This is a genomic window from Argonema galeatum A003/A1, from assembly GCF_023333595.1.
In the GTDB taxonomy this organism is placed as follows: domain Bacteria; phylum Cyanobacteriota; class Cyanobacteriia; order Cyanobacteriales; family Aerosakkonemataceae; genus Argonema; species Argonema galeatum.
This window is the reverse complement of sequence record NZ_JAIQZM010000016.1, coordinates 1-25,585: the sequence shown is the minus strand read 5'-3', so window position 1 is coordinate 25,585 and position 25,585 is coordinate 1. Positions and strand designations below refer to the sequence as shown.

Here is a 25,585-nt window from a genome sequence, read left to right as displayed (position 1 = left end):
GAAAGAATCCTCCTTGTTCCTTTGGATTTTGGATTGACTGGGTGCGCCCCTTCTTCCCCTTTTTCCCCTTCTTCCCCTAGCCCCTAGCCCCTAACCCCTTCTTACTTATCCCCGATCCTCGTCAATTGATCGATACTAATTACAGGTACTCAAAATTGGTAAAAGCTGGAATGGAATTTCGCGCAACAGATACCCCACGCTTAGACTGGACGGGGGATGGACTGGCAATTGGTTTTTTTGAAGATGCTGTAGAGTTAACTGGCGATCTGGCTCAGTTAGATGAGAAGTTCGGCGGTATTTTGCAGGAATTGATTGCAGAAACCGAATTTAAGGGAAAAGAAGGCAGCAGTGTTTCTACTCGCGTTGGCGGTAGCGGTAGCCCAGTCCGTAAAATTATACTGGTGGGACTGGGCAAAGCAGAAGCACTGAAGTTAAATAGTTTGCGGCGATCGGCTGCTGCTGCTGCGCGATCGGCTAAAAAGGAAAAATGCAAGACGCTGGGACTCAGTTTGCCGGTATGGAATAATGACTCTCTTTTGACGGTTGGGGCGATCGTCGAAGGGATAGAACTGGCGCTGCACCAAGATAACCGCTTTAAGTCAGAATCGGAAGATAAAGGGCTGCAACTGGAGCAAGTCGATTTACTGGGACCCAGCGGTCAAGAAGAGGCAATTAACCGCGCCAAGCAAATCTGTGCCGGTGTTATCCTAGCGCGGGAACTCGTCGCCGCACCAGCCAACGAGGTAACTCCGGTAACTATGGCAGAAACTGCGCTCAAGCTAGCTGAAGAATATGGCTTGGTAGCAGAAATCTTGGAACAAGAAGACTGCGAAAAGCTAGGTATGGGAGCATTTCTGGGAGTAGCGAAAGCTTCTGACTTACCGCCAAAGTTTATCCACCTGACTTATAAACCGGAAGGAACACCCAGACGCAAATTAGCGATCGTCGGTAAAGGTCTTACTTTTGATTCTGGCGGTCTTAACATCAAAGGTGTCGGTAGCGGGATCGAAATGATGAAAATAGACATGGGCGGTGCTGCTGCAACCTTTGGTGCGGCGAAAGCGATCGCGCAGTTAAAACCCGATGTCGAAGTTCACTTCATCACCGCTACTACAGAAAACATGATTAGCGGTCGCGCCATGCGCCCAGGCGATATTCTTAAAGCTTCTAACGGCAAAACGATCGAAGTCAACAACACCGATGCGGAAGGACGCCTAACTTTGGCAGATGCCTTAGTGTTTGCCGAAAAGCTGGGAGTTGATGCCATCATCGATTTAGCCACCTTAACTGGTGCCTGCGTCATTGCTTTAGGCGATGATATTGCTGGATTGTGGAGTACAGACGATGCTGTTGCTAACCAGTTAGTTCAAGCTGCCGAAGTTGCTGGCGAAAAGCTGTGGCGGATGCCTTTAGAAGAAAAATACTTTGACGGTCTAAAATCGCCGATCGCCGATATGAAAAATACTGGGCCGCGTCCCGGCGGTTCGATTACCGCCGCTTTGTTCCTCAAGCAATTTGTTAAAGAAACGCCTTGGGCGCACTTGGACGTTGCTGGGCCAGTTTGGGCAGACAAGGAAAACGGCTACAACAATGTTGGTGCAACGGGTTACGGTGTCCGCACTCTCGTCAATTGGGTGCTGAGCTTGTAGGGGCGAAGCATTCGGGTATAAAATCTATCGCTCTTACCCTAGATTTCCACACCCGTTTGCTTCGCCCCTACCATTACTGAATCGGTATTCTAGGAGCTAAGGACTAAGGGAAAGAGAAAAAACTTTTCCCTTTCCCTTAGTCGTCAATAATACTTAATCCGATTCATCTGCGTTAATCTGCGTTTATCTGCTTACATCTGCGGTTAAAAAACAGAGATTTCTATTTTTGCAAGAAGTCTAAAATTCTCCTTCTCTCAGCCTTAGACTAAAGTTCTTTCCAACGCGGCTTTGTCCCAATTGCCTAAATTGGCAGCAGCATCGTATGTGCTTTGCAGGAAGGAAAGCAGCATTGCATCTGGATCTTCAGCTTGTCGCACTGCTTCAACCAACTGTATCAGTAGAGCCGCTTTTTCTTTATGAATTTATTTGACCTTTTAATCCTCAAACAACCAAAACTTGCTTAAACAAACCAACCTTGAGTTAAAGTCATCTTTGGCAACCCTGCATCGCATAAAGGAAACCCAAGATAGATGGCAAACGCAGAACACCTCGCTCTACTTAAAGAAGGAGCAGTTAAATGGATTAAGTGGAGAACTCTAAACGAAAATATACAACCTGACTTGAGCGAAGGCAACCTGCAAAGTGCTAACCTCAGAGGTGCCAACCTCGCAGAAGTTAACCTCACAAAAGCCGATCTCCGCAAGGCTTTACTCATTACCGCTAACCTCAGCCTTGCGAACCTCAGCCTTGCGAACCTCAGCCTTGCGAACCTCAGCCAAGCAATCCTCATCCAAGCCAACCTGAGCGGGACTAACCTCGTCAAAGCTGACCTCACAGAAGCCGATTTGACTGCTGCCAACTTTATTGGGGCCGATCTCAGAGAAGCTAACCTGGAAAGGGTAGATCTGGCTGATGCTAACCTAGTTGGGACTAACCTCACCGGCGCTAACCTCAAACACGCCAATCTTAGCAATACCAACCTCAGCAACGCTAACCTGCATGAGGCTGAACTAATAGGAGCGTACCTTTACAAAGCCAACCTTTACAAGGCTAACTTGCGGGAAACTCGCCTTAATGGAGTTTACCTTTTCAAGGCTAACCTGAGCGGTGCTGACCTAGAAGGAGCTAACTTGAGATGGGCTAACCTCTCAGGTGCTAACCTCTCAGGTGCTAACCTCTCAGGTGCTAACCTCAGAGGCGCTAACCTCAGAGGCGCTAACCTCAAAGAAGTTATCCTTCAGAAGACAATAATGCCTGACGGCACAGTTCACGAATAAAGCACAGGAATTTGACTCTCCAACACTTAGGGTGATAAATTTAGCTAATCTCTTTGTAGGTTGGGTTTCGCTAGGCGAAACCCAACTATAATAGTAAAATTAAATTATATGCTAAGCTAAAATAAGACAGAGTGGATGGAGAAAGCCTATTCTAGTTAGCAGTTTTATACAAAGCGAATTAATTATGAACTACCCATTTTAATTTAAGTTTGATAAAGGAATTGAGGCAATACATAAGAGTAGAATTTAGTCAGAGGTTAGGCCGAAAATAAAAGGAGGAAAACGGATCGTGATAGCAAGTACCGCCCCTTATCAAATAACCTGGGAAAAACTCCCCGATGATTTTGTATTAGATGACGAGCCTGTGGACAATATCAATCAACCGCCTCTCGCTGCTGCTTTAACAGCAAGCTTGCAACTTGCTGGAAAACTACCAGCCAATGCCTTGACCTTCACAAATTACGGAATTTGTGCTACGGTAAATGACAAGATTGTGGTAAAAGCCCCAGATTGGGGTTATGTTCCTGAAATTCGCGTTTCGCGAGATGATGTTAGGCGCAGCTATACCCCCCAGCTTCAGGGAGATATTCCAGTAATTGTGATGGAATTTGTCTCGGATACGGAAGGTGGGGAATATTCTACGAAGCCAACCTATCCACCCGGTAAGTGGTTTTTTTACGAGCAAGTTTTGTGCGTTCCTAACTACGTTATTTTTGACCCGCAAGCAGGGTTTTTGGAAGTTTATCAACTTGATGATTCTGGACAGTATCAGGTACGCCAACCTGATGCAAATAATCGTTATTGGATTGCTGAAATGGGTTTGTTTTTAGGGGGATGGCAAGGAAGCCGAGAAAACCGGACAGGTTGGTGGTTGCGGTGGTGGGATGAAAATGGAGTACTGTTGTTATGGGGATCGGAGTTGGCTGAGCAAGAACGGGTACGCGCTGAGCAAGAACGGGTACGCGCTGAGCAAGAACGGGTACGGGCCGATCGATTGGCTGCTCAGCTAAGGGCCGCAGGGATTGAGCCGGAGGTATAGGTGGTAAAATGCGATCGCATTTACAGGAAGTGCGATCGCGCTTATTTTTTCGATTCAAATAGACTGACCTTTATTTTTTAGAGATAAAGTTGCCGATCTTGAGCGAAGCTTATTCCTGAGACGGCGAACCTTCAGCTATCTTGACCAACGCCACACCAGCATTGCGCCAGTCGTCTGCCGGTTCGCTTCTGATTTTGGCCTGAACCCACTCGACTTCGCAGTAAGCTGCCAGTTCTTTTACCACGGTTCTAAACCCGTGTCTGTGAACCAGGTCTGCTATGGTACGAGGGAGAGTCGGATCGTACTTTTGCGTAAGCATATTTGCCTCCATATATTTGTTGTTATTTCTGATGCGGAGCTTGACTGGATACTAGACGGTACTGTTCGCAGTATCTATAGCCTACTAATTACTGAGAGGGAAAAACCAAAATTTTTGTAACAATTAACGGTACTACACTCCATTTTTCGTAAACGGTTCTTTCGTGTCAAATATGCTGTAGTAGGGACACGGCATAATTAAATCTTTTGTATGCTCGACATATTTATGATGCCGTGTCCCTACAAAAATCTTCATAAAGAACATTAGCAGGCCGGATTCTGAAAGACCCAATTTATTTACGCTCACTTAAATAGATATGTTTGGTTCCCCACGGTCGGATTTATTGACGCTTGAAGCGACTCCACTGCTTGAAAACTTTTTCTATTTCTATTACTCGTCGCTGTTGGTCTAACTTTATACAGTTCCACCGCCATTCTTCTGAATCTATTTCTAGTTGGGCAAGTTGCTGGCGATAATAAGGTTCTCGCTTACAAATGCCAAACAATCCGCTGGCATCCAGTTGTTGTTCGGCGTTGCGAAATGCTTCCACCCGCGCCCAAATATAAGCTTGCCGTCCCGTCAATCCTTTGTCGATCGCTAAAGAAAATTTGAAGGGAAATTGAGGGCCAGCCGAGTTGGATTGATTCCATAAATCTGTAGCCATGACGATCGCTTTTTTGTTGATTTTCGGGTGCAATCCCAAGTAACGCAACTGGTTTTCCGTGGCGGCGGACTGCCACTGTAAGGCTTGCAGACACCGCAAGTCAGCCTCTTGTACGGATATGTCTTGTGCTTTGTTCCAACTGCAAAAGCCTCTGTTGGTAGCGAAGTTGCCTGGATCGGTATGTCCTGAGTAAATGGAAGTGGGCGATCCTTTGGGGGTGAGGTTGCCTTCCGCTACGCCGACTGCGATCGCTCCCGGTGCTTTTTTGCTACCAAATAATTCGCGAATACTGAGGGGGATATCAGTATCTTGTTCTGCAATATTCTCATCCAGGTTGGGTGAGAAGAGGAAAAAAGCAACTGCTTCAAGAGCGATCGCACAAACCAGCGTGCCTGCTACTATCTGTATTAGCCACGCTACCCAGTAGTAATATTTCATCACAATTTATTGCTGTTATTTTTTGTTTGAGCTACTAAGCTGTTACGCATTTAAATCCAATAAAGAGACGGGCAAGATGCCCATCCCACAAGAAAAAGGGAAAAATTGACTGTCAAGTTAGATGCGTAGCAGCTTATCATCATAAGGCTGTACAATTTTATTATGTTATATCGTGTCCGGTTGCATCGGTAGTGTAAGAGTAATACGGGAAATTGTCTGTTGTCATCGGGGGTTAAATTTTTACCGCAGATGAAGACAGATAAACGCAGATAAACGCAGATAAGAAAGCGAATTTTTTTAGGCAATCGATGCGTAAGGACATGATGTTAAGTAGGTTTCAAAACTGAGTTAAATCCAAAATCCAAAATTCCCTGACTGTTCGCCTATGTCCAAACAACTTGTACTTATGGATCACGACGGTGGCGTGGACGATTATTTGTCGGTCATGCTGCTGATGACAATGGAGGAAGTGCAACCCATCGGTGTGGTTGTCACGCCAGCGGATTGCTATATCCAACCTGCTGTGAGTGCGACGCGGAAAATTTTAGATTTGATGGGTTGTCACCATGTGCCGGTGGCGGAAAGTACGGTGCGCGGTATCAACCCATTTCCGCGACTTTATCGACGAGATTCTTTTATTGTTGACCATTTGCCAATTCTCAACGAAAGCGATACTATTCAAACACCAAAAGTGTCAGAATCGGGTCAAGATTTTATGGTGCGATCGCTTCAGTCTGCACCAGAACCAGTAACGCTGCTTGTGACTGGCCCCTTGACTACGGTAGCGAGTGCGATCGATCTCGCTCCAGATATCGAATCAAAAATTAAACAAATTGTCTGGATGGGAGGCGCACTGAACGTTTCCGGCAACGTGGAGCGTTCTTTAGAAGCTGGAGGGGACGGTTCGGCGGAATGGAATGTCTACTGGGACCCAATTGCTGCAAAGAGAATTTGGGAGACGGAAATTGCGATCGTTCTTTGCTCTTTAGATGTTACTAACAACGTGCCAGTAACAACCGAGTTTGTGCGACGAATTGGCAAACAGCGTCGCTACCCTCTTTCCGATTTGGCAGGACAATGTTATGCGTTAGTTATTCCGCAAGATTATTACTTTTGGGATGTATTAGCTACAGCTTATCTAGCCCGCCCTGAATTTTATCAACTGCGCGAATGGGAAACAATTATTGTGACGAGTGGAGTCAGTCAGGGTCGTACTAAAGTTGTGTCTGGTGGACGCCCCATTAAGGCGATGGAAAAGGTAGATAAAGAAGGCTTCTACGAATATATTTTGCAGCAGTGGAAACGGTGATGCTATTTTAGATTTCAGATTGAATATTTTGGTGACAAATCTAACGCCAGATTACCGTGGAACCCCACCCCCAACCCCTCCCCGTTCACGGGGAGGGGAGCAAAGCAAAACTTCCCCCTCCCCGTTCACGGGGAGGGGAGTTTTACTCCCCCCTCTCCTCCAGAGGAGAGGGGGGTTGGGGGGGTGAGGTTTCTCCTGATTTAAGTCGGTAGCTAATATTTTAAATCTAAAACACTATTAGTTAGCCTCTTGTATTTTTGGTTTATTCAATTCAGAGCATTTAGCTTGCGCGTCTTCATAGGCGTCCTTATAATCCTTACCGCCCAACATTATATCGCCGTAATATTCATAAGGCATAGAACCGTAGACCGGAAGCGGCTCATCTTCTGGATAATCTTCTTTAGCTTCTTCTAGCGCCGCTTGAAGTTGCTTAGCGTTCAGCCTTTGTGCTGGAAAGTAGTATAATTCCTCATGATTTTTGTTAAGATATGGCAGTGTAGGATCGACAATACAATGATCGAGTTCGATCCAGCTATACTCAATGGGTTTGTACGGCTTTCCAGGAAAAACTAAAAAACCTTGAATATACATCGCTCCTGGAGTTGACAATGCTGCATGATAAGCATTGTCAAAGCAGTTTACTTCATTGCTTTCGATGCGTTTAGCAATGTCTATTGAGAGAGCCGCATCCAATGGTTTGTTCATATCTGTTGCATTAACCGTCGCACTCATACTATGTTAACTTAAGATGCGATCGCCTGCCAGCCGAAACTCACCTGCATATCAGGATACCAAGATTTTGGGGCCGATCGCACACAAGCACGACAGCAGACGTTGACGCCAGCCCACTAATAACACTGAAATCACCCTTTTGGATCGATCGTTTTGGTGATGTCACCTCCTTGTTCTTTAATGTACCTTAGAATTGTAAGCAGAAGCGGTCAGGAATTTGAGTTATGAACGAAAATTTAGAACGACAAGACAACCAATTTAAGGCGGGAATTAACGAATCTACAACAGACCCTGTAAGTTCAACGCAGGTGGAAACCAAAATGACGGAAGTGGTGACCGAAGAGGAGACAGAACAAAAATTTCGTGTAGAAGAGTTAAAGATTAGCGGCGATACCCTGGTTGCCAAGGTAAGAGAACTGATTCATCAAGGCAATATTCGTCGCATCATTATCAAGAATGAAGAAGGACGTACTCTGATAGAAATACCTCTAACTGTCGGTGTAGTTGGAGGAGTGATTGGTGCGGCGATGTTTCCCGTTATTGCAGCTATTGGCGCGATCGGTGCAGTTGTGGCGCATCTTACACTTGTGGTAGAAAGAAAGGAATAATTGCTCTCTTCCCTGTTGTCAGTGTCTCGTCTCTCATTGATCCGTCACTTTCCCTCTCATGGTCTTAATCTGCGATCGCTTAGTTTTGCTATCCAGACGTTTTCTTTGAGAGCTACGAGTCGGTTTGCTCCTTTTACGGGGTTTGGGGACTGCGATCGCACTCTGAATCAAGTCTTGCAGTCGTTGCAATGCCTCTTCCCGATTCTGCTCTTGGCTGCGATGTTCTTGCGCCTTAATGACAATGACACCTTCCTTGGTAAGGCGCTGGTCACTCAGGTTCAACAGTCGCTCTTTGTAGCGATCGGGCAGCGAGGAAGCCATGATATCAAAGCGCAGGTGAATAGCGGTCGCCACCTTATTGACATTTTGCCCCCCTGCCCCCTGAGAGCGAACTGCACTCATCTCAATCTCATGTTCTGGAATGGTCACTGTGTTGGAAATTTGCACTATGTTCATTTAAGTTTTCCCGAAAATAGCACCCCCGCAGGTCATTTCTCCCCCTCCTGGTAAAATTCCAGCGTTCCATCTGCGATCGTACCAACATCTAATTTAACTCAGATCTAGGTAACGATCGCGATCTTCACCCCCACGAATAGCAACCAAATTCGGCAACAGTTTCTTTCCTTCTATGCTGCAAGAGGTCACCAGATTCTCCCAACAGTGCCTTTGGTTGCAAAACCTCCCAATTTAATGTGGCAAAGTTCTTTTTGGACATTGCCATTTCACCCTATTTCCCTCGGACAGCGATACTCGCCATCAAGTCATAGTACTATTTTACAAAAGCATATTTCTTCCAATTTCACTGTTCTCACACAGCGCCATCCTACCTTTTTCGAGATGTTGGTAGCCTGCGGTCGGCATATCGCACCTCTCTCACATCAATCATCTGTCACTGAAATGTCATGTTGTTTTTGGGGTAGGATTTAGCAAGCACCAGATCGAGTGAGGACAATGTAGATTGTTTTGCCAATAATCAACAAATCATACCAGGGATGCCACCGTTTTTGGTAACGCAAATCGAGTGCAACTACAGCTTCAAAATCTTTTACATCCGACCTACCGCTTACCTGCCATTCACCAGTTAAACCAGGTTTTACATTTAATCTCTGCCAGTGGCGTTCCGTGTAGTGAATAACTTCATCCGCGGTGGGTGGACGAGTACCAACTAAGCTCATTTCTCCTACCAAAACATTCCAAAATTGGGGAAATTCATCGAGACTTGTTTTACGTAAAAAACGTCCTAATCTCGTGATGCGTGGGTCGTTTTCATTCTTAAAAATTAGTCCTTTGGCTTCGTTGGTAATTTGCGCTTTGAGGGAATCGGCATTTTGTACCATAGAGCGAAATTTGCGAATTTTGAATGGTTTGCCATAGAGTCCGTAGCGCTTTTGGGTGTATAAAATTGGGCCTGGACTGTCGAGTTTGATGGCAATGGCAATGGGAATAAAAATCAAAGCCAGAATTAGCAATCCAACTAAACTGCCGACAATATCCAGCAGGCGTTTAGAAATTGAATCAATGGAACGATGAGGAGTTTGATAAGGTAACGATAATGTAGTCATTGTACTGATTTCTCCACGATATTTGAAATTAATGTTTGGGAAGTTGCGCGAGCTATAATTAAAGAAATGGAAAAGAGATAAATTCATGGTTGAAACAATTCAAGCCCAAAATATAATCCTGCACGACTTAGTTGAAAAATTTGGCTTAGAACGCACTGACGATGAGCAATTCTTTCGGGAATGGCAAGATGATTTGCCGGAATTGACGGCTTTTGAAAAACAAGCTCTAGACGAGGTAAAAGGCGACTATATTCACTTGTCGGAGTATCCAATACTGGAACCGATCGTCAAAATGGTCGTGCTTTCTCCGTTGTTAAGACTGGCAGGTTTTTATCGTGCGCCATTTTATGTAAGCGCTGAGAAGGAGGTGAGAATTGTATCGGAAGATCAAGGAACTATTGTGACGGGACGCCTGGATTTACTGGTTTTTACTCCCCAGTTTTGGATACTCGTAATTGAGGCAAAAAAGGCACAATTCTCTCTGGAAGCTGGGATACCGCAAGCACTGGCATATATGCTGGGTAATCCTAATTCTGAAAAACCTGGATTTGGATTCATCACGAATGGCCCTAATTTTATTTTCCTGAAACTGACCAAACAAGACAAGCCGAAGTATGCTCGCTCTAATTTGTTTTCACTTGATAACAAAGATGACTTGTATACTGTCTTGAAAGTGTTAAAGCGCTTCAGTCAATTGCTTAAAGAGTAAGGGAGAATTGCGATCGATTTTTTGAAAGATGGATCGCACTATCACACTTCAGCGATCGCCATTGCTTATTCATTTCAGCTATAGTTGATAAAATGGAATTATCCCGTTTAGGAAACAGCAATGACCGGCACACCAAACAACGAACCAACACTAACAAATGTAATCGAAAAATTGAACAAGCTATCCACTGATGTTGATAAGCTATCGACTCATGTTGATAAGCTATCGACTCATGTTGAAAAGTTCAATGACCGATTTACCAACTACCAGCAAGCAACTCAATGGGTGGTTCAACTTGCCTTTACTTTGATTGCTAGTGCCACTATTACAATAATTATCACTGCGGTTCTACGGAAGTGATCGAAAAGTAGGAAAAAGATTTGATTTTTGTTCGCGAGCTCGCGCATAGCGTGCCGTAGGCATTCGCACTCTCACTTTCATCGATCGCTTGCAACTGAATTTGGCAAAAAATACCAAAAGTGCCATAATAGTCAGGTGAAGTAGATATTGCTTGTCATAAGGTACTAAGCAAAGATGGCTATTCAAACCGTAATTTCTGAACATATTGAAATCACTCCTGGTGTGTGCGGTGGTAAACCGCGTATTGCTGGACATCGAATTAAAGTGCAGGATGTTGTGATTTGGCACGAACGCATGGGAATGTCTCCTGATGAAATTGTGTATCATTATCCAAGTATTACCTTGGCTGATGTGTATGCAGCTTTGGCGTATTATCACGACCATATCCAAGAAATCAGACAACAGATGGATGAAGATGAAAAATTTGTCCGGGAGTTGGAGGCTAAAACTCCTTCTTTGGTTCAGCAAAAACTAAGGAAGCAAAATGTCAAGAACGATTCGATTTCACCTAGATGAGAATGTTAGTAATTCCATAGCAGATAGCCTAAGACGACGTGGGATTGATGTAACTACCACACCAGAAGAAGGACTTATTTCTGCATCAGATGAGGAACAACTAGCTTTTGCAATTTCTCAGGAACGGGTAATTTTTACCCAAGATGCAGATTTTTTACGGCTAAATCAAGCTGGTGCCACTCACACTGGAATTGCTTTCTGTCGTAAGAACACTCGGTCAATTGGCGATATTGTCAGTGGATTGGTTTTAATCTGGGAGTGTCTTGAATCAGAGGAAATGCGCGATCGCGTAGAATTTCTTTGAAAGTAGCGATCGCTGACAAAACTGCCATAATAGTCAGATGAAGTTGATTCGAGTAACGACGATGGGTGGTGCTGGAGAACTGTGACAACAAGATTTTTTTGTCCGTATCTCGATAGTGAGGTCGAACTGACAGATGAACGGGAATCGCACATTGCAGATTGACATCCCGATCTGCTACCAACGTACCAGGAAAGAATTGCTGAAACCCTAGCTGACCCCGATGAGGTTCGGTGCGATGTGCGCTTCGAGGATACAATTCTATTCTCGCGACGTTATGATAAAGGGCGTCGAGGTAGGTATATTGTAGTAGCCGTAGTAACTGATTCATTTCCCGAAGTACGAAATTGTATCGTGACAGCTTACATCAGCAAAATGATAACTCAAGGTGAAATAATATGGCAGCGAAATTAACCGTTGAATACGATCGCGTCGGTGATATTCTCTACATAAACAAATGCTCTCCTTATGCAGAACAAGAATCAGCAGAAATTGACTACGGAATTGTTGCTCGTCTTAATCCTGTTACTGAGGAAATTGAGAATTTGGAAGTGATGTTTTTCTCCAAGCGGTTTCAGGAAAGTAATGTGTTTGAATTACCAATTATGGCTGATTTACACCTTTCTCTGCAAGCTTAAGAAGGGATTTGGGAGGATATGCGAACTCAATTTGGCATAAAATGGCCAAACCTGCCATAATAGGAAAGTGAAGTAGATCGAGTAACGAATGTGAAAAGCATTAACATTTCTCTGCCAGACTGAATGGGAACTTATGTGGAAGAACAGGTAGCTAACTGTGGTTACAGTGTTAACTAATTAACCCGTAATTACCGCAACTTTTGAAGCAAAAGGAAAATTGAATGAACGTCGAACAAACCATTACCATTGAAAGTCTAAGAAACATTTCAGTAGAAGATTTTTTGAGCTTGTTAAGACAAAAATCTGCCCTGGAAGTGCAATTTCCCAACGGTGAATCGCTAATCGTACAGGCGAAAGTTGAACTAGCGCCATTACCCATATTGGATGGGTATGTACCGCAAGGATGGAAAGAAGAAATTTACAAGCATTGACATGACTTTAGTATTTTTAGATGCGGGAATTTTGATCGGCGCTTTGCTGAGTGGCGATCCTCGTCATGCGGAAGCTCGTCCAATTGTAGAAGCGGCTCGAAGGGGTGAACTTGCTGCTTGTACATCTGCTGGTGTGTTGAGTGAAGTATATGCTGCACTGACTTGGATAGGCGCTCAACCTCCCCAAACACCGGAGCTTGCTAGTCAAGCGGCTCGTCTTTTGGTAGAGCCGCCATCGGCAATTGTTGTTTTACCAACTAATTTGCAGGCGACGCTAAAAATGTTAGAAATTGCGTCAAATCGAAGGCTAACTGCTCGTCGTATTCATGATGCAAGACACGCTGCTACTGCTTTAGTTGCAGGCGTTAACGAGGTTTACACTTATGATACTGATGATTGGCGGATATTTCAACCTGATGGAATTACAATTGTTGGGCCGCCATCTGTGTTAGCTGACAATTAGTGAAAAACGATCGCTCCAAAGTTTGAGTTAATTAAATATTGGTTTTTGGCGGAGGGATCGCATTTCGATTAATCCCCAAACGCGATCGCATTTCGATTAATCCCCCAAACCCGATCGCACTTTGACTTTTAAGTACAATCTCAGCCAATTCCCATCCCTACAAAATCGTCAAATAAGTTTCAGTTGGACTAATGGGTAACGGCTTCAAAGTTTGATTTTGCAGATCGATTTCTAACCCCAAAGCTTCCAAAGGAATCACTCCCAAAAGAGCATCTCCACCTCCCGGTAACTCCAAACACTCGAACGTTCCTTCACGATCGAACATAGATATGGTAGCATCTCGGAAAATTCGAGCTTTACCAATTCCCATTGCCGTTGCTACGTCTACTTCTTTAAGGAGTTTAAGTCCCAGTTGCGCGATTACTTCCGGTGGTAAACACAAGGTAGTTGCTCCTGTATCTACCAACACATTTTTGAGCGTAATAGACCGGATTTGTTCTTGTGATATCACCCCCGCTTCTGCCAAAATTTCGTCAGCGCGATTAATGAGTGTCAGAGTTGCGAAAACTTTTCCCATTGGATTGTTGCTTTGAACTTGCATATTTGCCTCCTCCTGAATAGTCGGAGTTATTACCTCCTTTAATTCTACCTGATCTTGAATAATGATAACTAAATTCTTAGGAAAGAAATGCGATCGCATTTCGATTAATTCCAGGTAGGCGATCGCATTTCGATTAATTCCAGGTAGGCGATCGCACTTTCTCATTCATGCTCGATCGCTATTCATGCCATAGGCATATCGCAAAGCGTACCGTAGATAATCGCACTTCTTTCTCATCAATCAGTTGCAACTGAATTCAAAATTTTTATGTTGACGCGATTCTTGCTTGACTAAACCGTTCATTGTGGCCTCCTGCAATGTCATAAAAGCGTTCAAGTCTTGCCAACTATATTTGGTTTTTAACAGCTGTCGGAGTTGCTGTTCTGCTTCTACAGTTAGATAACCAGTGGAAAGAGCTTGTTCGACAACTTCACAAATGAGAAACATAATTAACCTAACCTCCGAGAAAATCCAAGTATGAGAGCGATCGCACTTTTTTATTTATGCGCGATCTATCAAAGCTCGAAAAATTTGCGCCTTTATGAAACCTGGTAACTCCTGCGAAACCGAATTTCTAGGTTACTTTACTCAATGGAGTTGATGAGAAGCTGAAACTTTTCATATCTCATCAATCGCCTGGAATTCAAAAATCGTTAATTGTGGCGGATAGATGAAGTAAAACTTTTCGTGGGTGTGGATGTAGTCTAACTGAAAAATACAGACCGGTTCTATTTGATGAAATGCTTTGAGTTGAAATCTCCTCACATCCAAGCCATCTTCTTGCACAAATTCTTCCGATCTGGAATAATTTCCTGGGAAGACGGTATCAAAATAAACTCCTAATTTGCCAATTTCAATGAGGAAATATTTGCCGGATAATTGACCTGCATACCAATGAGCAGGGTGAGGAATAATACCTTGATATTGGCTGCTACGCCACCAATTTATCTGTTCGGATAGCTGGTTGGTGATGGCAAAGGTTTCTGTTTCTTGAAATTCTTGCCAGCCTCGATCGAGACTCGCTTGTAAAACGGAGTGGGACTTTTTGATTTGTTGAAGAAGGTTTTCAGAAGACATATATAGTTTAGTTACCTCTGAATTTTTGATGACATTTGGGGTAGGGAATGTTGTGGGTGTGAAGGCTTGCTTAGAGCGATTTGCACTCCTCTTTCATCAATCAGTTGCAACTGAATTCAAAACCTTCTGTTGCTGTTTGCGCTTCAACAGCGAACTAACACCGAAAGCGCCAAATGCCAATAAACCTAATACAGAAGAAGGTTCGGGGACAGCTTTAACCTTGAAAGAACCGTAAGCGAAACCGCCATCACCATCTGAAACACGCAAATTCACATTATGAAGACCGGGATCAGCGAACGACCATTTACCGCTAAGTCCGGTAAAATCGTCAAATAAACCATTGCTATCGAAGTCCCAATCATAAGTCAAAACATCATTAATTCCGGGATCTGTTGCGGTGGCAGCAAAATCGAACAGTGTTTCAGTACGGATTTCCGCTATATCTTGAGTCAAGCTGGTGAGGATCGGGTCAACGTTCAGGACGTTCAAAGTCCGAGTAATAGTATTGCTGTACAAACCACTGCTGTCCTGCGCTTGTACTCCATAGGTGAAATTCCCTTCATCAGCAAAGAAACCTAAATTTGCACCTACTTCGCGAGTGCCTGAAGTACGAGAATCTGTGCCAACAGGATTGCCGCCAACTAAGAAGGTGATAGGCTGTGGGTTGGGGTCGGTAGCTTGCAGCGCCGCCGATACCGATTGACCTTCATAGATGGTGAGATCGGAATTGTTGCCGTTGAGGAAAACACCAGTAAGGGTCGGAGGGACAGCAGGTTGGGTAGGTGCTATCGCTCCAGAAAACTGGAACATAACATCGTTGAAGTCCCAATCCCCCCCTCCCCATCCATCATCAAACCCAACCTTTGCTACTCCAGGCGCTAGAAAGTCAACAACGGCATGGGGTGTATTGTCAGGGTTACGCGAACTTGGACCCATCAGGTAGGTATTTCCACCATTGACGTTTATCCCGAAGATCAGTTCTTGCCCAGCTCCGAAGCTTCCTACGTTGACCACTTTGCCAGGTTCGCGGTTGCTGCCAATACCTTGATACCACGGAGAATAAAGGCTCAAATAGCTGGTAGCTTTCGCATCACCACCGAGAATCCGTACCGATACATCCCCCCCGGTCGAGAAAAGTTGCCCTCCGAGAGTCGCTGCTTGAGCTGTACTAACGCTTGCCAAAGCGATAGATGCTGCAAAAGCCGTAGTTATTGAAAACTTTTTCACTGTAGCCATATAACTTACTCTTCCAAAAATGTGTTTTGACAGTAAGGATGTTCGCAAGTGCGATCGCACGCGCCCCTTAACCTTGGGTTAATTGACAGCAAAGATACTTGTGTCAACCCCTGCTAACCTCTTCTATGGAAAACGCCAAACTTTTTACGCAAATCTCGAAACTTTTTTTTCAGAGCCACGTAAAAGTAAAGTTTTATAACAAATCAGGTCTAAATGCGTAAAAACTTGGCGCTAAACCATAAGAACAAGTAGAGGTTCACCCAAAGCCTTATCGGAAGTGTCCTACAGAAAATCCCAAACAAACAAGGAGAGTGAGATGGTTGCCCCACCAGGCGATGATTTCGATCGGCAACTTCAGAAACTAGCAATAGAAGCTCAACAGCACCCGCCCCAGAGCAGTCAACGGCTGCAAAAATTAAATAAACTGATAAATGAAATTTGGCAATCAAAGCAGCTTGGTCATCCCCAAAGCGGCTTATGGCTACCTAATGTTTACGAAGACCTTTATAACGAAGCCCGCCAGCGAACCATGCTAGAAATTTGCCAAAATATAGACAAATACAAACCACAATATCCCGTCATGGCGTGGGTGAATTCATTGCTGCGATATCAATTTATTGCTGTTGTCAACGACTATAACAACAACAGGATAATCTCCCTTCCATCCCTCGACGATTTAGAGAGGTTTGCATCACAGGAAGATACCCTTGACGACGCCATTTTGGTGCGGCGATTTCTCCAAGACGACCCAGAAAATCTTTTGCAAGCTGAATCAATTAGAGGCCGTCCCGATGTGACATTTCAAATTTTAGCCTGGGCAAGATTTGTAGAAGACTATTCCTGGGATGAACTTTCCAAAAACTTAGGCATTTCACCTCAGACTCTTTGTAGTTTTTTCAATCGAAATTTGCGTAATTTAATGCCTTATTTCAATAGATATTTACAGGAATAGTTGCCAAAGAGGTTGGAAAAGAGATAATTATGAGTAAACTAACTGAAAATTTGACATTCGCAGTACCCCTATCTTTTGAAGCCCACTCGATCGCCCAACAGTGCTGCCAACACCAACCATCACCTCAAAAAGCCAAGCAGGTTTATCTCAATACATTAGCAGTCTACGCCGTCGATTTTTACATCCGCTGCCTGGGATTTGAGGCCAATTGGTCTCAAAGTGATAGCCGCAATCCAGTGATGCTGAAATTCATGGATGTTGCCGATTTGGATATAAAATATCTAGGCAAATTAGAATGTCGCCCCGTCTTACCAGATGCAGAAGTTTGCCACATTCCTCCCGATGTTTGGGAAAACAGGATTGGCTATGTTGCCGTGCGGCTAAACCAATCTTTGAAAGAAGCGACATTGTTGGGATTTACGGAAAACCCAGCCAAAGAAATCCACCTCAGCCAACTGCAATCTTTAGAAAAATTTACAGAGTTTTTGTGTCAAAAACGACAATCTGAACCTGTAAATCTGAGACAATGGTTTTCAGGGATAATTGAGGCTAGTTGGCAAGCGATCGAGCAGCTTTTAAGCATAGAAAAAGTCGAACTGGCATATATGTTTAGAGACGCCGTGAATATTACGCGGGGTCAGCAGATTGACTTAGGAATGGAACTGGGCGAACAGTCCCTGGCGTTGGTAGTTATGCTGCCGCCAGAACCAGATTCAGAAGTAGATATTCGGGTGCAGGTGCATCCGATGAAAGGTCAAAGTTTTTTGCCGCCCGGGGTGAAGTTGATGGTAATGGATGAATCGGGAGAAACAGTTCTTGACACGGAATCGAGGGAGGCGGATAATTTTATTCAGTTGCATTTCAGTGCTGAATTAGAAGAACGTTTCACCGTCGCCGTGGCGCTGGGAGAAACGAGTGTGAAGCAAGATTTTGTGATTTGATTTCCTCGTTCCCACCAACCACATAGCCCGCCTGGGGTTTAAACCCAACCACATAGCCCGCCTGGGGTTCAAACCCCAGGCTAATAGCGAAAGTCCACTAAAGTGGACTGAATAAATGAACAAGGTTAAAGTTTATGTTCCTTAATTTACAGCGCAGAAATCTCCAAGGACGTTCTTTCAGAGGTGAAAACCTCTCAAATACCGATTTCTCTTATTCAAACATCGAAGGTGCAGATTTTACTAATGCGAATCTCACCAATGCTAACTTCAGCCATACTCAAGCGGGACTCCAACTTAACTGGAAAATAGGAATATTAATTATTGCGGCACTGCTATCAGCAATATCAGGAATTGCGGCTGTAACTACAGCTTATCAAACAACGATTTTTTTAATACCATACCCAGATAAGCCGATCGGCACTATTGCTAGTTTATTATGCTTCTTTTTAATCCTATCTATTAATATAATATTGTTAATTATTACGATTCGTCAAGGCATCCAAACAACGATCGCTATTGTCGCGAGTGTGGTGGCTGTGTGTGGTTCTTTGATTGGGGTTTTCAGCGCTATTAGTAACGATAACAACAAGTTTTTTGATTGGTTTAGAGCTTTTAGATTAGGCAATTTTATTGCTGCTGCCACGGGACAAGCTGGGGCGTCAAGTTCGGCTTATGTAATTTTGTATTTGGCGATCGCAGTTGCGGCGACTATTGTGGTAGTTATATCATTAGGTTTAGCGGTATTTTTAGCTGTAGTTGTGGTAGGAGAGAGGATAAAATTTTTAGTTGTAGGTGAAGCAATGGCGATCGCGATAATTGCCACTGCGATCGTCACTCGTAATGGTTCTAGATATTTTTATCAAATCATACCACCTCTACCAAAATCGGTGGCACTTGCTGCTCAAATTACCGTCATTTCCATTGCCGTAATATTAGCTGTTGTTTTAGTTTTATTGAATAATTACATTGCCGATCGAGTTTTAGCCGAAGACGATAAATATATCATTCTGCACCAAATTGGCGTTGCGATCGCAGCTATAGGCGGAACCAGTTTTCGCGGTGCTAATTTAACTAATGCCAACTTCAGTTACGCCACCCTCAAAAGCACCGATATTAGATTTGCTAATACAACGCGCACCTTATGGCACAAAGCAATAAATCTTGACTGGGCAAGATTAAGTGGTACAATATTAGTGAACTCAAAAGTCAGAGATTTTCTGGTTAGCGGAAATGGACGCGAAAAATCATATACTAATGCTAATCTCAAAGGAGCAAACCTGATGGCAGCAGACCTCAGCTATGCTAATTTGAGAGAAGCAGATCTCAGCGAAGCAACCTTTGAAGATGCCTGTTTGGAGTGGACAAATTTAAGCCAAATTCAGGCAATTGCGACTGACTTCACTAACGCCAAACTAACAGGCGCTTGCGGTTTGGGAACGTGGAATATTGACAGCACCACCCAACTGGAATGGGTTGATTGTCGATGGGTTTATCTGCTAGAAAATCCCAAACCGAGAACAGACGATCGCGAACGCCGTCCCAGCAGCGGCGAGTTTGCGCCAGGAGAATTTACCAGTCTGTTTCAAGAAGTTTTGAACACCGTCGATCTAATTTTCCGCAACGGTATCAACGCCACAGCTTTCACCCAATCTTTCCAACAAGTGCAAGTGGTAAATGAAGGCACTAAACTCGATATCCAAAGCATTGAAAACAAAGGCGATGGCGTTGTGATCGTCAAAGTCAGAGTACCTGTGGATGCGAATAAAGCCAAAATTCACAGCGATTTTATCCAAATTTATGAAGAAAACCTGAAAACTTTAGAGCAAAAATATCAAGCTGAATTAAAAGATCGATCGGCACTGTTGGAACGCTATCATCAGCAAAATGCTGATATGCTTTCGGTGATTAAGCAGATAGCTGAAAAACCTATTTTATCAGAAAAATTAGTAGTTTTAAGCTTAGAAAATGGTGATTTTGAGCAAGGATTTGTAGCAATTACAGCGCATATTTGGTCAGATGGACATTCTTTACCCGCCAAGTTTACCGCCAGCTTACCTGCCAAACCAGAAATACCACAAATTTATCAACAGTGGCAAGTAAAATATGAAAATCTCAGGTTGTGCTATCAAGCACAAGGTGTGCTTCCCCGCATCAAACCACAGTCCCAGATAAAGCAAGTTTCGATTCAAGATATTCCTAAATTAAAGAAAGAAATTGAAAGTTTAGCTAACGAGTTGAAAAAGCAACTCAATACTTGGCTTAACTCGGAAGAGTTTAGTCCAATTAAAAATAAGTTACGGACAAAATTAAATATATCTGACCCAATCCGCATAATTATCCAATCTGAAGATATCCAAGTGCGACGCCTTCCCTGGCATTTGTGGGATTTGTGCGAAGATTATCGCCAATCTGAAGTCGCTTTGAGCGCTACGGAAGGTGACAGAATGACAAAATCTGTTGCTTCCAGAAATAAGGTGAGAATTTTGGCTATTTTGGGAAATAGCAAAGGATTGAATATAGAAGAAGATAGACAAATACTAGAAAAATTACCCGACGCTGAAACAGTTTTTTTAGTAGAACCAACGCGCAAACAATTTGATGAATCCCTGTGGGATGAACAAGGCTGGGATATTCTCTGTTTTTCGGGACACAGTTCGAGTAAATGGGAAAAAATCAACGGTTGGATTGATATTAATCAAACGGATAGGCTAACGATTGAAGATTTAGAGAATGCTTTGAAAACTGCGATCGATCGCGGTTTGCATCTTGCCATTTTCAACTCCTGCGATGGTTTGGGATTAGCGCAACAACTGGACGATTTGCACATTCCCCAAATCATTGTCATGCGCGAATCCATACCCGATTTAGTCGCACAGGAGTTTCTGAAAAACTTTCTCCTAACTTTTTCTGCTGGCAAATCTTTATATGTTTCTGTGCGAGAAGCGCGGTCAAAGTTGCAAAGCATGGAAGATAAATTTCCCTGTGCCAGTTGGTTGCCAGTAATATGCCAAAATCAAGCCGAAATTCCCCGAACCTGGGGCTCATTTATTGATGGAAGTCATCTTAATTATAACGAATCCTTGAGTCAATTGCAAGCTGTAATAGAGACTAAAATTACATAAATTTCTATTAATCTATTTTTTCGATGAGGTAATTATGAACAACTTCAAAAATGAGTTTTTGAGATATTCCTACCTGAAAAATCGAGAGCAGGGGTTCACCCTGGTTGAATTGCTGGTTGTAATTTTCATAATTAGTGTTTTGGCAGGTATTGCTTTACCTTCTCTCCTCAAATTCGTGAACAAAGCTAAAGGAGTTGAAGCAACCGTTAATATTAAAAATTCTACCGATGCTCAGAAAGCTTACTATTCAGAAAATTTAGTCTTTACGGACTCTCTGAGTAATCTTAATAATTCTTCAGTGGAAACAGAAAATTATCAGTATTCGATTTTGCTTCTCAATCGCGGTCAAATAGCAATTCATATAGCTATACCTAAAAAACCAGATATTCCATATTATGGTGAAGGTGTGTATTTTAAAAACACTATTAATAGCCCAAAAATAGAGGCTTGTAGCCCTTTTTCAAGCAGTTATCCTACAGTTTTTGAAGTAGTAGCTTTAGTCCGCAGTTCTTGTCAATTTTAGTATTAGTTCAGTATGGCGGACATTGCCTACCCTAATACTGTCGAAACTCTGGCGATTTGGTATCATAAAATAATCCAAGAATCAACTTTTAAATCGATATGAACCACTTACCAGAAAAGCGACAACTGCGACGGGGTAGAATATTCCCAGAATACACCGTCCCGCCTGAAGAAATAGCTCGACGCAGAGCTGAAAGAACAGAACTCGGACTGCGCTGTCGAGCAATCTTTGAAAGAATCCGCCCAGAACTGATGGAAAAGTATTACAATTGGTTGATTGCCATAGAACCGGACACTGGCGAGTATGTAGTTGACCCCAAATTGGAAGGCATCATCCAAAAAATTAAGGAACGGTATGGCGACGCGGATGTTAAGATAACTGCCTTTCGTCTTAATGAAGAAGAATACTGTGGAAGGATATGATGTAAGCACATTTATATTTAAGAAAATCTTGAAATTCTGACATTTGTTCCTCCTTAAATGATATACTCCAAACGCTTACCCACACAGGGTAAAGTGCTGACCACTCAAAGCTTAATAGTAACCGTTATTAAGGAATAGGCGTGTTAAAAAACTATATAAATGGTGAATGGTGTACATCCAGCGCGACAAACTACCTGGATGTGATTAACCCGGCTACGGCTGAGGTGCTGGGTACTGTGCCATTGTCCCCTGCAACGGAAGTGGAGCAAGCAGCTGTCGCAGCAGCAACTGCCTTTACCACCTGGAGGCGGACTCCGCCAACAGAAAGGGTGCAATACTTGTTCAAACTCAAAAACCTCCTCGAAGAGCATTTTGATGAGCTTGCGCGTACCATTACCCTCGAATGCGGCAAGACTTTAGCTGAGTCTAAGGGTGAAATGCGGCGAGCCATTGAAAATGTAGAAGTCGCCTGCGGAATTCCCATCTTAATGCAAGGAGATTACCTGGAAGATGTGGCGCGTGGCATTGACGAATTTTCGATCCGTCAACCAGTCGGAGTAACTGCAATTATTGCACCTTTCAACTTCCCCGGCATGATTCCTTTTTGGTTTTTACCTTATGCTTTAGCTTGCGGCAATACTAGCATTATCAAACCATCGGAAAAAGTGCCGCTGACAATGCAAAAAATCTTCCATTTGCTCGAACAAACCGGACTGCCAAAAGGAGTAATTAATTTAGTCAACGGTGCCAAAGAAGTCGTAGATGCAATTTTAGATCATCCCATAATTCGCGCCATTAGTTTTGTGGGTTCCACACCAGTAGCGAAGTACGTTTACAGTCGCGCCGCTGCTAACGGTAAACGCGCTCAATGCCAAGGAGGAGCGAAGAATCCTATTATTGTATTGCCAGATGCCGACTTGGAAACTACGATTAGAATTACAGCAGATAGTGCTTTTGGTTGTGCCGGACAACGTTGCCTCGCCGCCTCTTTGGCAGTCACTGTCGGCAAAGCACGCGAGACATTTACAGAAGCTATTGCTGAGGTTGCCCAAACGCGAATTGTCGGTTATGGTTTGAATGATAAAGTGCAAATGGGTCCTGTCATCAACCGCGAAAGTCAAACTCGAATCGAAGGATTAATTCAAAAGGGAATTGATGAAGGCGCAACGGCGTTAGTAGACGGTCGAAATCCCAATATTCCCAGTTACGAACAAGGTAATTTTATTCGCCCAACCATCTTGCAAAATGTCAATCCCAAAAGTGAAATTGCCCGCACGGAAATTTTCGGCCCGGTGTTGGGATTGATTCATTTGGATACAATTGATGATGCTATTGCTTTGGTAAATAGCGGTGAGTGGGGGAACATGGCTTGTTTGTTCACCACCAGCGGCGCAGCAGCCCGAAAATTCCGTTACGAAGCTGATGCTGGCAATATCGGTATTAATATAGGAGTAGCAGCTCCAATGGCATTCTTTCCGTTCAGCGGTTGGAAAGCAAGTTTCTTTGGAGATTTGCACGGACAAGGGCGTCATGCTGTCGAATTCTTCACACAAACCAAAGTGGTTGTTGAACGTTGGCCAAAAGATTGGTCGCGGCAATTTTAGTTATTAGTCGTTAGTCAATAATGATACTTGATGTGAGAAATGTTTTTGATGGGTTATAACCCTTTGATATACTCCCTCAGTACAGGTGGCAGAGTGTAAAAATTTGCTTGTTGTTCTATCAAGCAGCGCCGCGATAGAGATTGCAGCGCGTTTAGTAAATCGGACGATCGCATTCTGCCATTCTCTAGCAATTTTCCCAGATTGACTGGTTCGGTTTCTTTCGCTAACAAAGATATAACTTGTTTTTCCAATTCGGATAGGCGATCGAACTGCTGCTGTAACACATCTTTCAAATCTTCCGGCAACAATATCGTATCATCGGGTAATAACTCAGTCACGCATCCTCCCAACTCTCGAATCAGAGTCGCGACGCTTTTCAACCATAACGGGTTGCCTTGGTAGAGGTGAATGAGTGCTGAGTATTTGTCGATTTCTGCTAACCCTTTATCTCTGAGAATTTCCCATCCAGCAGCGGTGTCTAAACCAGTGAGTTGTAAGCTACGAATGGGAGTATTTTCGCTTTCGATTTGAGGAACTTCTCTCGGTTCTTCCCAACCGATTAGCAGAAAGCAACTTTGATGGGATAATGTTTCTATTTGTTTGAATAGGGAGCGATATTCTTCGTACTCTGGTTTATATTTTCCTGCCAATTCGCCGCTAATGAAGAGGTTGTGAATATCATCTAATACGACTAAGCAGCGATATTTTTGTAAATATTTAATTAGCGGTAAAGGTTTTTGGTTAGTTGCAGGTGAATCTAGCTTTTCTGACTGGGAGAAAAACTGGATTAGTTCATGTTGAAATTCATCTAGGGTGTGGGATGCGTCTAGAGTCCGCCAAATTACATACTCAAACTCATCTTTAATTTGTTGTACGAGTTGCACTGCTAGGGATGTTTTGCCGATGCCACTGATACCCGTGAGGGCTATGAGGCGACAGCGTTGTGGTAAAATCCAAGTGGTGAGAGTGTCAAGTTCGGGAGTGCGATCGTAAAAAGCACCCAAATCCGGCATCTCGCTTAAATCTTGATGCGATGTTTTAGTTTGTTTTGTGTTAGATGCTTCTTGATTAGATGGATGTGAGTTTGGTATATCTGGCAGGTATAAAGTATGCCCACATATCATATAGCTATTTTGGTTGTGGTGTTGCTCAAAATGTGAAAATGTTGTTCTAAAATTTGATTTACTGACTCTTTTTCCCAACTCTTGTGAAAGGGTCTGCCATAATTCCATTCCTACCTCTCTAACACGATCCTCAGAACGATTAACCGCCTTGGCAATTTCTTTGTAGTCCCGATCGTCCCACGTCCCCCGCAGAATCGTCTCTTGCAAGTCATTGAGGTGCTTACCTGTTCTAGCAAATACGAGATCGTCTGCGAGTTTTAACACTTCCTTAAGGTTCATAGAGTCCGGTAAATGTCAGCTTTGGTTGTATTGTACCCAACATTTACCAACATTTACCAACATTTACCCATATTTACCGATTTTTTGTCGGGCTATCAAGTGGAAAAGTCCCGATAATTACCAGATTTTTTGCAAGCTGAAAAATCAAAGTTAATTGCTAGTCTGGATAAAGAGCTATGCCGATCATTACAGCTTGTATGCGGGATTATTGCGTTCATCTCCATAGAGATAGCCCACCGTATCCAAAAATGCTTGCCACTCCGATGTCTAGTTCAACAATAATATTATATGTGAAGAGTCACGCATGATAGACGCAAGTTTTTACAGGTTTATGTTGGTTGAGGAGATTCACAAAGTTCTTGAGAATTTTGTACCGTATAGCATTGTCGTTGGAAGTTTAGAGAAAAAAAGGCTCATAAGTGATGTGTCTGCTTTAATCATGGCCGATCTCTGTAGTTTCACTAAACGAGACCCAGCAGCAAGGGAAAGTTTTGAGTATGTCATCAGTTCTTACCTCTCTTTTAAGGCAGTTATGTATTACCGTATAGCAAACGCATTATTTTATTCTTTAGTAAGTGTCAGTAATGAACACAGATATCTGCAAGCGATAGCGGCTCTTCCGTACTTAGTGTGCTAAAATGTTATAATAGAGCCGAACAATAGGACATTTAGAATCAATTATGAAAAGA

The 25,585-nt window shown here is 43.3% G+C and carries 31 protein-coding genes; 19 read left to right on the top strand and 12 right to left on the bottom strand.

All coding sequences use genetic code 11. The features are described 5' to 3' along the window. Positions 1-170: 170 nt before the first annotated feature. The gene (locus LAY41_RS17490; RefSeq protein WP_249100638.1) at positions 171-1,649 is read left to right on the top strand and encodes a leucyl aminopeptidase; all 1,479 of its coding nucleotides are present in this window, start codon (positions 171-173) and stop codon (positions 1,647-1,649) included. A 260-nt stretch (positions 1,650-1,909) separates the two neighbouring features. Here LAY41_RS17490 and LAY41_RS17485 read toward each other — a convergent pair whose 3' ends face one another. Then, positions 1,910-2,038 (bottom strand): DUF5996 family protein, encoded by a 129-nt coding sequence (locus tag LAY41_RS17485; RefSeq protein WP_249100635.1) that lies wholly within the window; start codon positions 2,036-2,038, stop codon positions 1,910-1,912. A gap of 141 nt (positions 2,039-2,179) precedes the next feature. On the opposite strand from LAY41_RS17485, the gene LAY41_RS17480 reads away from it, so the two are divergent. After that, the gene (locus tag LAY41_RS17480) at positions 2,180-2,926 is read left to right on the top strand and encodes a pentapeptide repeat-containing protein (RefSeq protein WP_249100633.1); all 747 of its coding nucleotides are present in this window, start codon (positions 2,180-2,182) and stop codon (positions 2,924-2,926) included. A 289-nt stretch (positions 2,927-3,215) separates the two neighbouring features. Further along, positions 3,216-3,965, top strand: coding sequence for a Uma2 family endonuclease (locus LAY41_RS17475; RefSeq protein ID WP_249100628.1), 750 nt, complete (start codon positions 3,216-3,218; stop codon positions 3,963-3,965). Positions 3,966-4,074: 109 nt separating this feature from the next. Here the strand turns inward: LAY41_RS17475 and LAY41_RS17470 are convergent, their stop codons facing one another. Beyond that, positions 4,075-4,284 carry a hypothetical protein gene (locus tag LAY41_RS17470; RefSeq protein ID WP_249100626.1) on the bottom strand — a complete coding sequence of 70 codons (210 nt, stop codon included), beginning with the start codon at positions 4,282-4,284 and terminating at the stop codon, positions 4,075-4,077. Between the two features lie 340 nt (positions 4,285-4,624). After that, positions 4,625-5,386: a hypothetical protein gene (locus LAY41_RS17465; RefSeq protein WP_249100623.1), complete on the bottom strand. Its 762-nt coding sequence runs from the start codon at positions 5,384-5,386 to the stop codon at positions 4,625-4,627. Positions 5,387-5,771: 385 nt separating this feature from the next. On the opposite strand from LAY41_RS17465, the gene LAY41_RS17460 reads away from it, so the two are divergent. Then, positions 5,772-6,695, top strand: coding sequence for a nucleoside hydrolase (locus LAY41_RS17460; protein WP_249100620.1), 924 nt, complete (start codon positions 5,772-5,774; stop codon positions 6,693-6,695). A gap of 237 nt (positions 6,696-6,932) precedes the next feature. Here LAY41_RS17460 and LAY41_RS17455 read toward each other — a convergent pair whose 3' ends face one another. Continuing rightward, the gene (locus LAY41_RS17455) at positions 6,933-7,400 is read right to left on the bottom strand and encodes a hypothetical protein (protein WP_249100617.1); all 468 of its coding nucleotides are present in this window, start codon (positions 7,398-7,400) and stop codon (positions 6,933-6,935) included. A 251-nt stretch (positions 7,401-7,651) separates the two neighbouring features. On the opposite strand from LAY41_RS17455, the gene LAY41_RS17450 reads away from it, so the two are divergent. Then, a complete protein-coding gene (locus LAY41_RS17450) occupies positions 7,652-8,035 on the top strand; it encodes a DUF4342 domain-containing protein (RefSeq protein ID WP_249100614.1) in 384 nt (127 codons plus the stop codon). Positions 8,036-8,068: 33 nt separating this feature from the next. Here the strand turns inward: LAY41_RS17450 and arfB are convergent, their stop codons facing one another. Then, the gene (gene arfB / locus LAY41_RS17445) at positions 8,069-8,491 is read right to left on the bottom strand and encodes an alternative ribosome rescue aminoacyl-tRNA hydrolase ArfB (protein WP_249100611.1); all 423 of its coding nucleotides are present in this window, start codon (positions 8,489-8,491) and stop codon (positions 8,069-8,071) included. A gap of 114 nt (positions 8,492-8,605) precedes the next feature. Between arfB and LAY41_RS32835 the strand changes: the two genes are divergently transcribed. Further along, entirely contained in the window at positions 8,606-8,962 is a 357-nt protein-coding gene (locus LAY41_RS32835; protein ID WP_420840327.1) for an alanine--tRNA ligase-related protein, read from the top strand. Here LAY41_RS32835 and LAY41_RS17440 read toward each other — a convergent pair. Further along, the gene (locus LAY41_RS17440) at positions 8,959-9,597 is read right to left on the bottom strand and encodes a sugar transferase (protein ID WP_249100608.1); all 639 of its coding nucleotides are present in this window, start codon (positions 9,595-9,597) and stop codon (positions 8,959-8,961) included. The genes LAY41_RS32835 and LAY41_RS17440 overlap by 4 nt on opposite strands. Before the next feature lie 85 nt (positions 9,598-9,682). On the opposite strand from LAY41_RS17440, the gene LAY41_RS17435 reads away from it, so the two are divergent. The 4 genes from LAY41_RS17435 (at position 9,683) to LAY41_RS17420 (ending at position 11,486) form a co-directional block, all read left to right on the top strand. Beyond that, complete coding sequence (locus tag LAY41_RS17435; RefSeq protein WP_249100605.1) at positions 9,683-10,306, top strand: type I restriction endonuclease; 624 nt, start codon at positions 9,683-9,685, stop codon at positions 10,304-10,306. 120 nt (positions 10,307-10,426) lie between these two features. Then, positions 10,427-10,666 (top strand): ssr2422 family thylakoid membrane protein, encoded by a 240-nt coding sequence (locus tag LAY41_RS17430; RefSeq protein ID WP_249100602.1) that lies wholly within the window; start codon positions 10,427-10,429, stop codon positions 10,664-10,666. A 174-nt stretch (positions 10,667-10,840) separates the two neighbouring features. Beyond that, positions 10,841-11,182: a DUF433 domain-containing protein gene (locus LAY41_RS17425; RefSeq protein WP_249100598.1), complete on the top strand. Its 342-nt coding sequence runs from the start codon at positions 10,841-10,843 to the stop codon at positions 11,180-11,182. Then, positions 11,151-11,486, top strand: a complete 336-nt coding sequence (locus tag LAY41_RS17420; protein ID WP_249100595.1) for a DUF5615 family PIN-like protein — start codon at positions 11,151-11,153, stop codon at positions 11,484-11,486. The genes LAY41_RS17425 and LAY41_RS17420 overlap by 32 nt, the downstream gene beginning before the upstream one ends. On the opposite strand, the gene LAY41_RS17415 is transcribed toward LAY41_RS17420, so the two are convergent. After that, a complete protein-coding gene (locus tag LAY41_RS17415) occupies positions 11,416-11,814 on the bottom strand; it encodes a hypothetical protein (protein WP_249100592.1) in 399 nt (132 codons plus the stop codon). The genes LAY41_RS17420 and LAY41_RS17415 overlap by 71 nt on opposite strands. Positions 11,815-11,881: 67 nt before the next feature. On the opposite strand from LAY41_RS17415, the gene LAY41_RS17410 reads away from it, so the two are divergent. The 3 genes from LAY41_RS17410 to LAY41_RS17400 all read left to right on the top strand — a co-directional run bounded on the left by LAY41_RS17410 (position 11,882) and on the right by LAY41_RS17400 (position 13,015). Beyond that, positions 11,882-12,121 (top strand): DUF2283 domain-containing protein, encoded by a 240-nt coding sequence (locus tag LAY41_RS17410; protein ID WP_249100590.1) that lies wholly within the window; start codon positions 11,882-11,884, stop codon positions 12,119-12,121. A gap of 221 nt (positions 12,122-12,342) precedes the next feature. Next, a complete protein-coding gene (locus LAY41_RS17405; protein WP_249100587.1) occupies positions 12,343-12,552 on the top strand; it encodes a hypothetical protein in 210 nt (69 codons plus the stop codon). Position 12,553: 1 nt separating this feature from the next. Beyond that, positions 12,554-13,015, top strand: a complete 462-nt coding sequence (locus LAY41_RS17400; RefSeq protein WP_249100583.1) for a type II toxin-antitoxin system VapC family toxin — start codon at positions 12,554-12,556, stop codon at positions 13,013-13,015. Positions 13,016-13,172: 157 nt separating this feature from the next. Here LAY41_RS17400 and LAY41_RS17395 read toward each other — a convergent pair whose 3' ends face one another. From LAY41_RS17395 to LAY41_RS17380, 4 genes are all read right to left on the bottom strand, one after another. Beyond that, the gene (locus tag LAY41_RS17395; RefSeq protein WP_249100888.1) at positions 13,173-13,616 is read right to left on the bottom strand and encodes a retroviral-like aspartic protease family protein; all 444 of its coding nucleotides are present in this window, start codon (positions 13,614-13,616) and stop codon (positions 13,173-13,175) included. Positions 13,617-13,856: 240 nt separating this feature from the next. After that, complete coding sequence (locus LAY41_RS17390; RefSeq protein ID WP_249100580.1) at positions 13,857-14,063, bottom strand: hypothetical protein; 207 nt, start codon at positions 14,061-14,063, stop codon at positions 13,857-13,859. A 171-nt stretch (positions 14,064-14,234) separates the two neighbouring features. After that, positions 14,235-14,693 carry a hypothetical protein gene (locus LAY41_RS17385; RefSeq protein ID WP_249100577.1) on the bottom strand — a complete coding sequence of 153 codons (459 nt, stop codon included), beginning with the start codon at positions 14,691-14,693 and terminating at the stop codon, positions 14,235-14,237. 96 nt (positions 14,694-14,789) lie between these two features. Then, positions 14,790-15,929: a PKD domain-containing protein gene (locus LAY41_RS17380; protein ID WP_249100575.1), complete on the bottom strand. Its 1,140-nt coding sequence runs from the start codon at positions 15,927-15,929 to the stop codon at positions 14,790-14,792. A 316-nt stretch (positions 15,930-16,245) separates the two neighbouring features. Here LAY41_RS17380 and LAY41_RS17375 point away from each other — a divergent pair, with 316 nt between their 5' ends. From LAY41_RS17375 to LAY41_RS17350, 6 genes are all read left to right on the top strand, one after another. Then, complete coding sequence (locus tag LAY41_RS17375) at positions 16,246-16,881, top strand: sigma-70 RNA polymerase sigma factor region 4 domain-containing protein (RefSeq protein ID WP_249100572.1); 636 nt, start codon at positions 16,246-16,248, stop codon at positions 16,879-16,881. Between the two features lie 29 nt (positions 16,882-16,910). Next, positions 16,911-17,822, top strand: a complete 912-nt coding sequence (locus tag LAY41_RS17370; protein WP_249100569.1) for a DUF1822 family protein — start codon at positions 16,911-16,913, stop codon at positions 17,820-17,822. Between the two features lie 134 nt (positions 17,823-17,956). After that, positions 17,957-20,944, top strand: a complete 2,988-nt coding sequence (locus tag LAY41_RS17365; RefSeq protein ID WP_249100566.1) for a pentapeptide repeat-containing protein — start codon at positions 17,957-17,959, stop codon at positions 20,942-20,944. Between the two features lie 34 nt (positions 20,945-20,978). Continuing rightward, positions 20,979-21,467 (top strand): type IV pilin protein, encoded by a 489-nt coding sequence (locus LAY41_RS17360; protein ID WP_249100561.1) that lies wholly within the window; start codon positions 20,979-20,981, stop codon positions 21,465-21,467. 98 nt (positions 21,468-21,565) lie between these two features. Next, positions 21,566-21,889, top strand: coding sequence for a hypothetical protein (locus LAY41_RS17355; protein ID WP_249100560.1), 324 nt, complete (start codon positions 21,566-21,568; stop codon positions 21,887-21,889). Positions 21,890-22,029: 140 nt separating this feature from the next. Next, positions 22,030-23,493, top strand: coding sequence for a CoA-acylating methylmalonate-semialdehyde dehydrogenase (locus LAY41_RS17350; protein ID WP_249100557.1), 1,464 nt, complete (start codon positions 22,030-22,032; stop codon positions 23,491-23,493). 53 nt (positions 23,494-23,546) lie between these two features. Here the strand turns inward: LAY41_RS17350 and LAY41_RS17345 are convergent, their stop codons facing one another. Then, the gene (locus LAY41_RS17345) at positions 23,547-24,896 is read right to left on the bottom strand and encodes a helix-turn-helix domain-containing protein (RefSeq protein WP_249100553.1); all 1,350 of its coding nucleotides are present in this window, start codon (positions 24,894-24,896) and stop codon (positions 23,547-23,549) included. Positions 24,897-25,585: the final 689 nt, after the last annotated feature.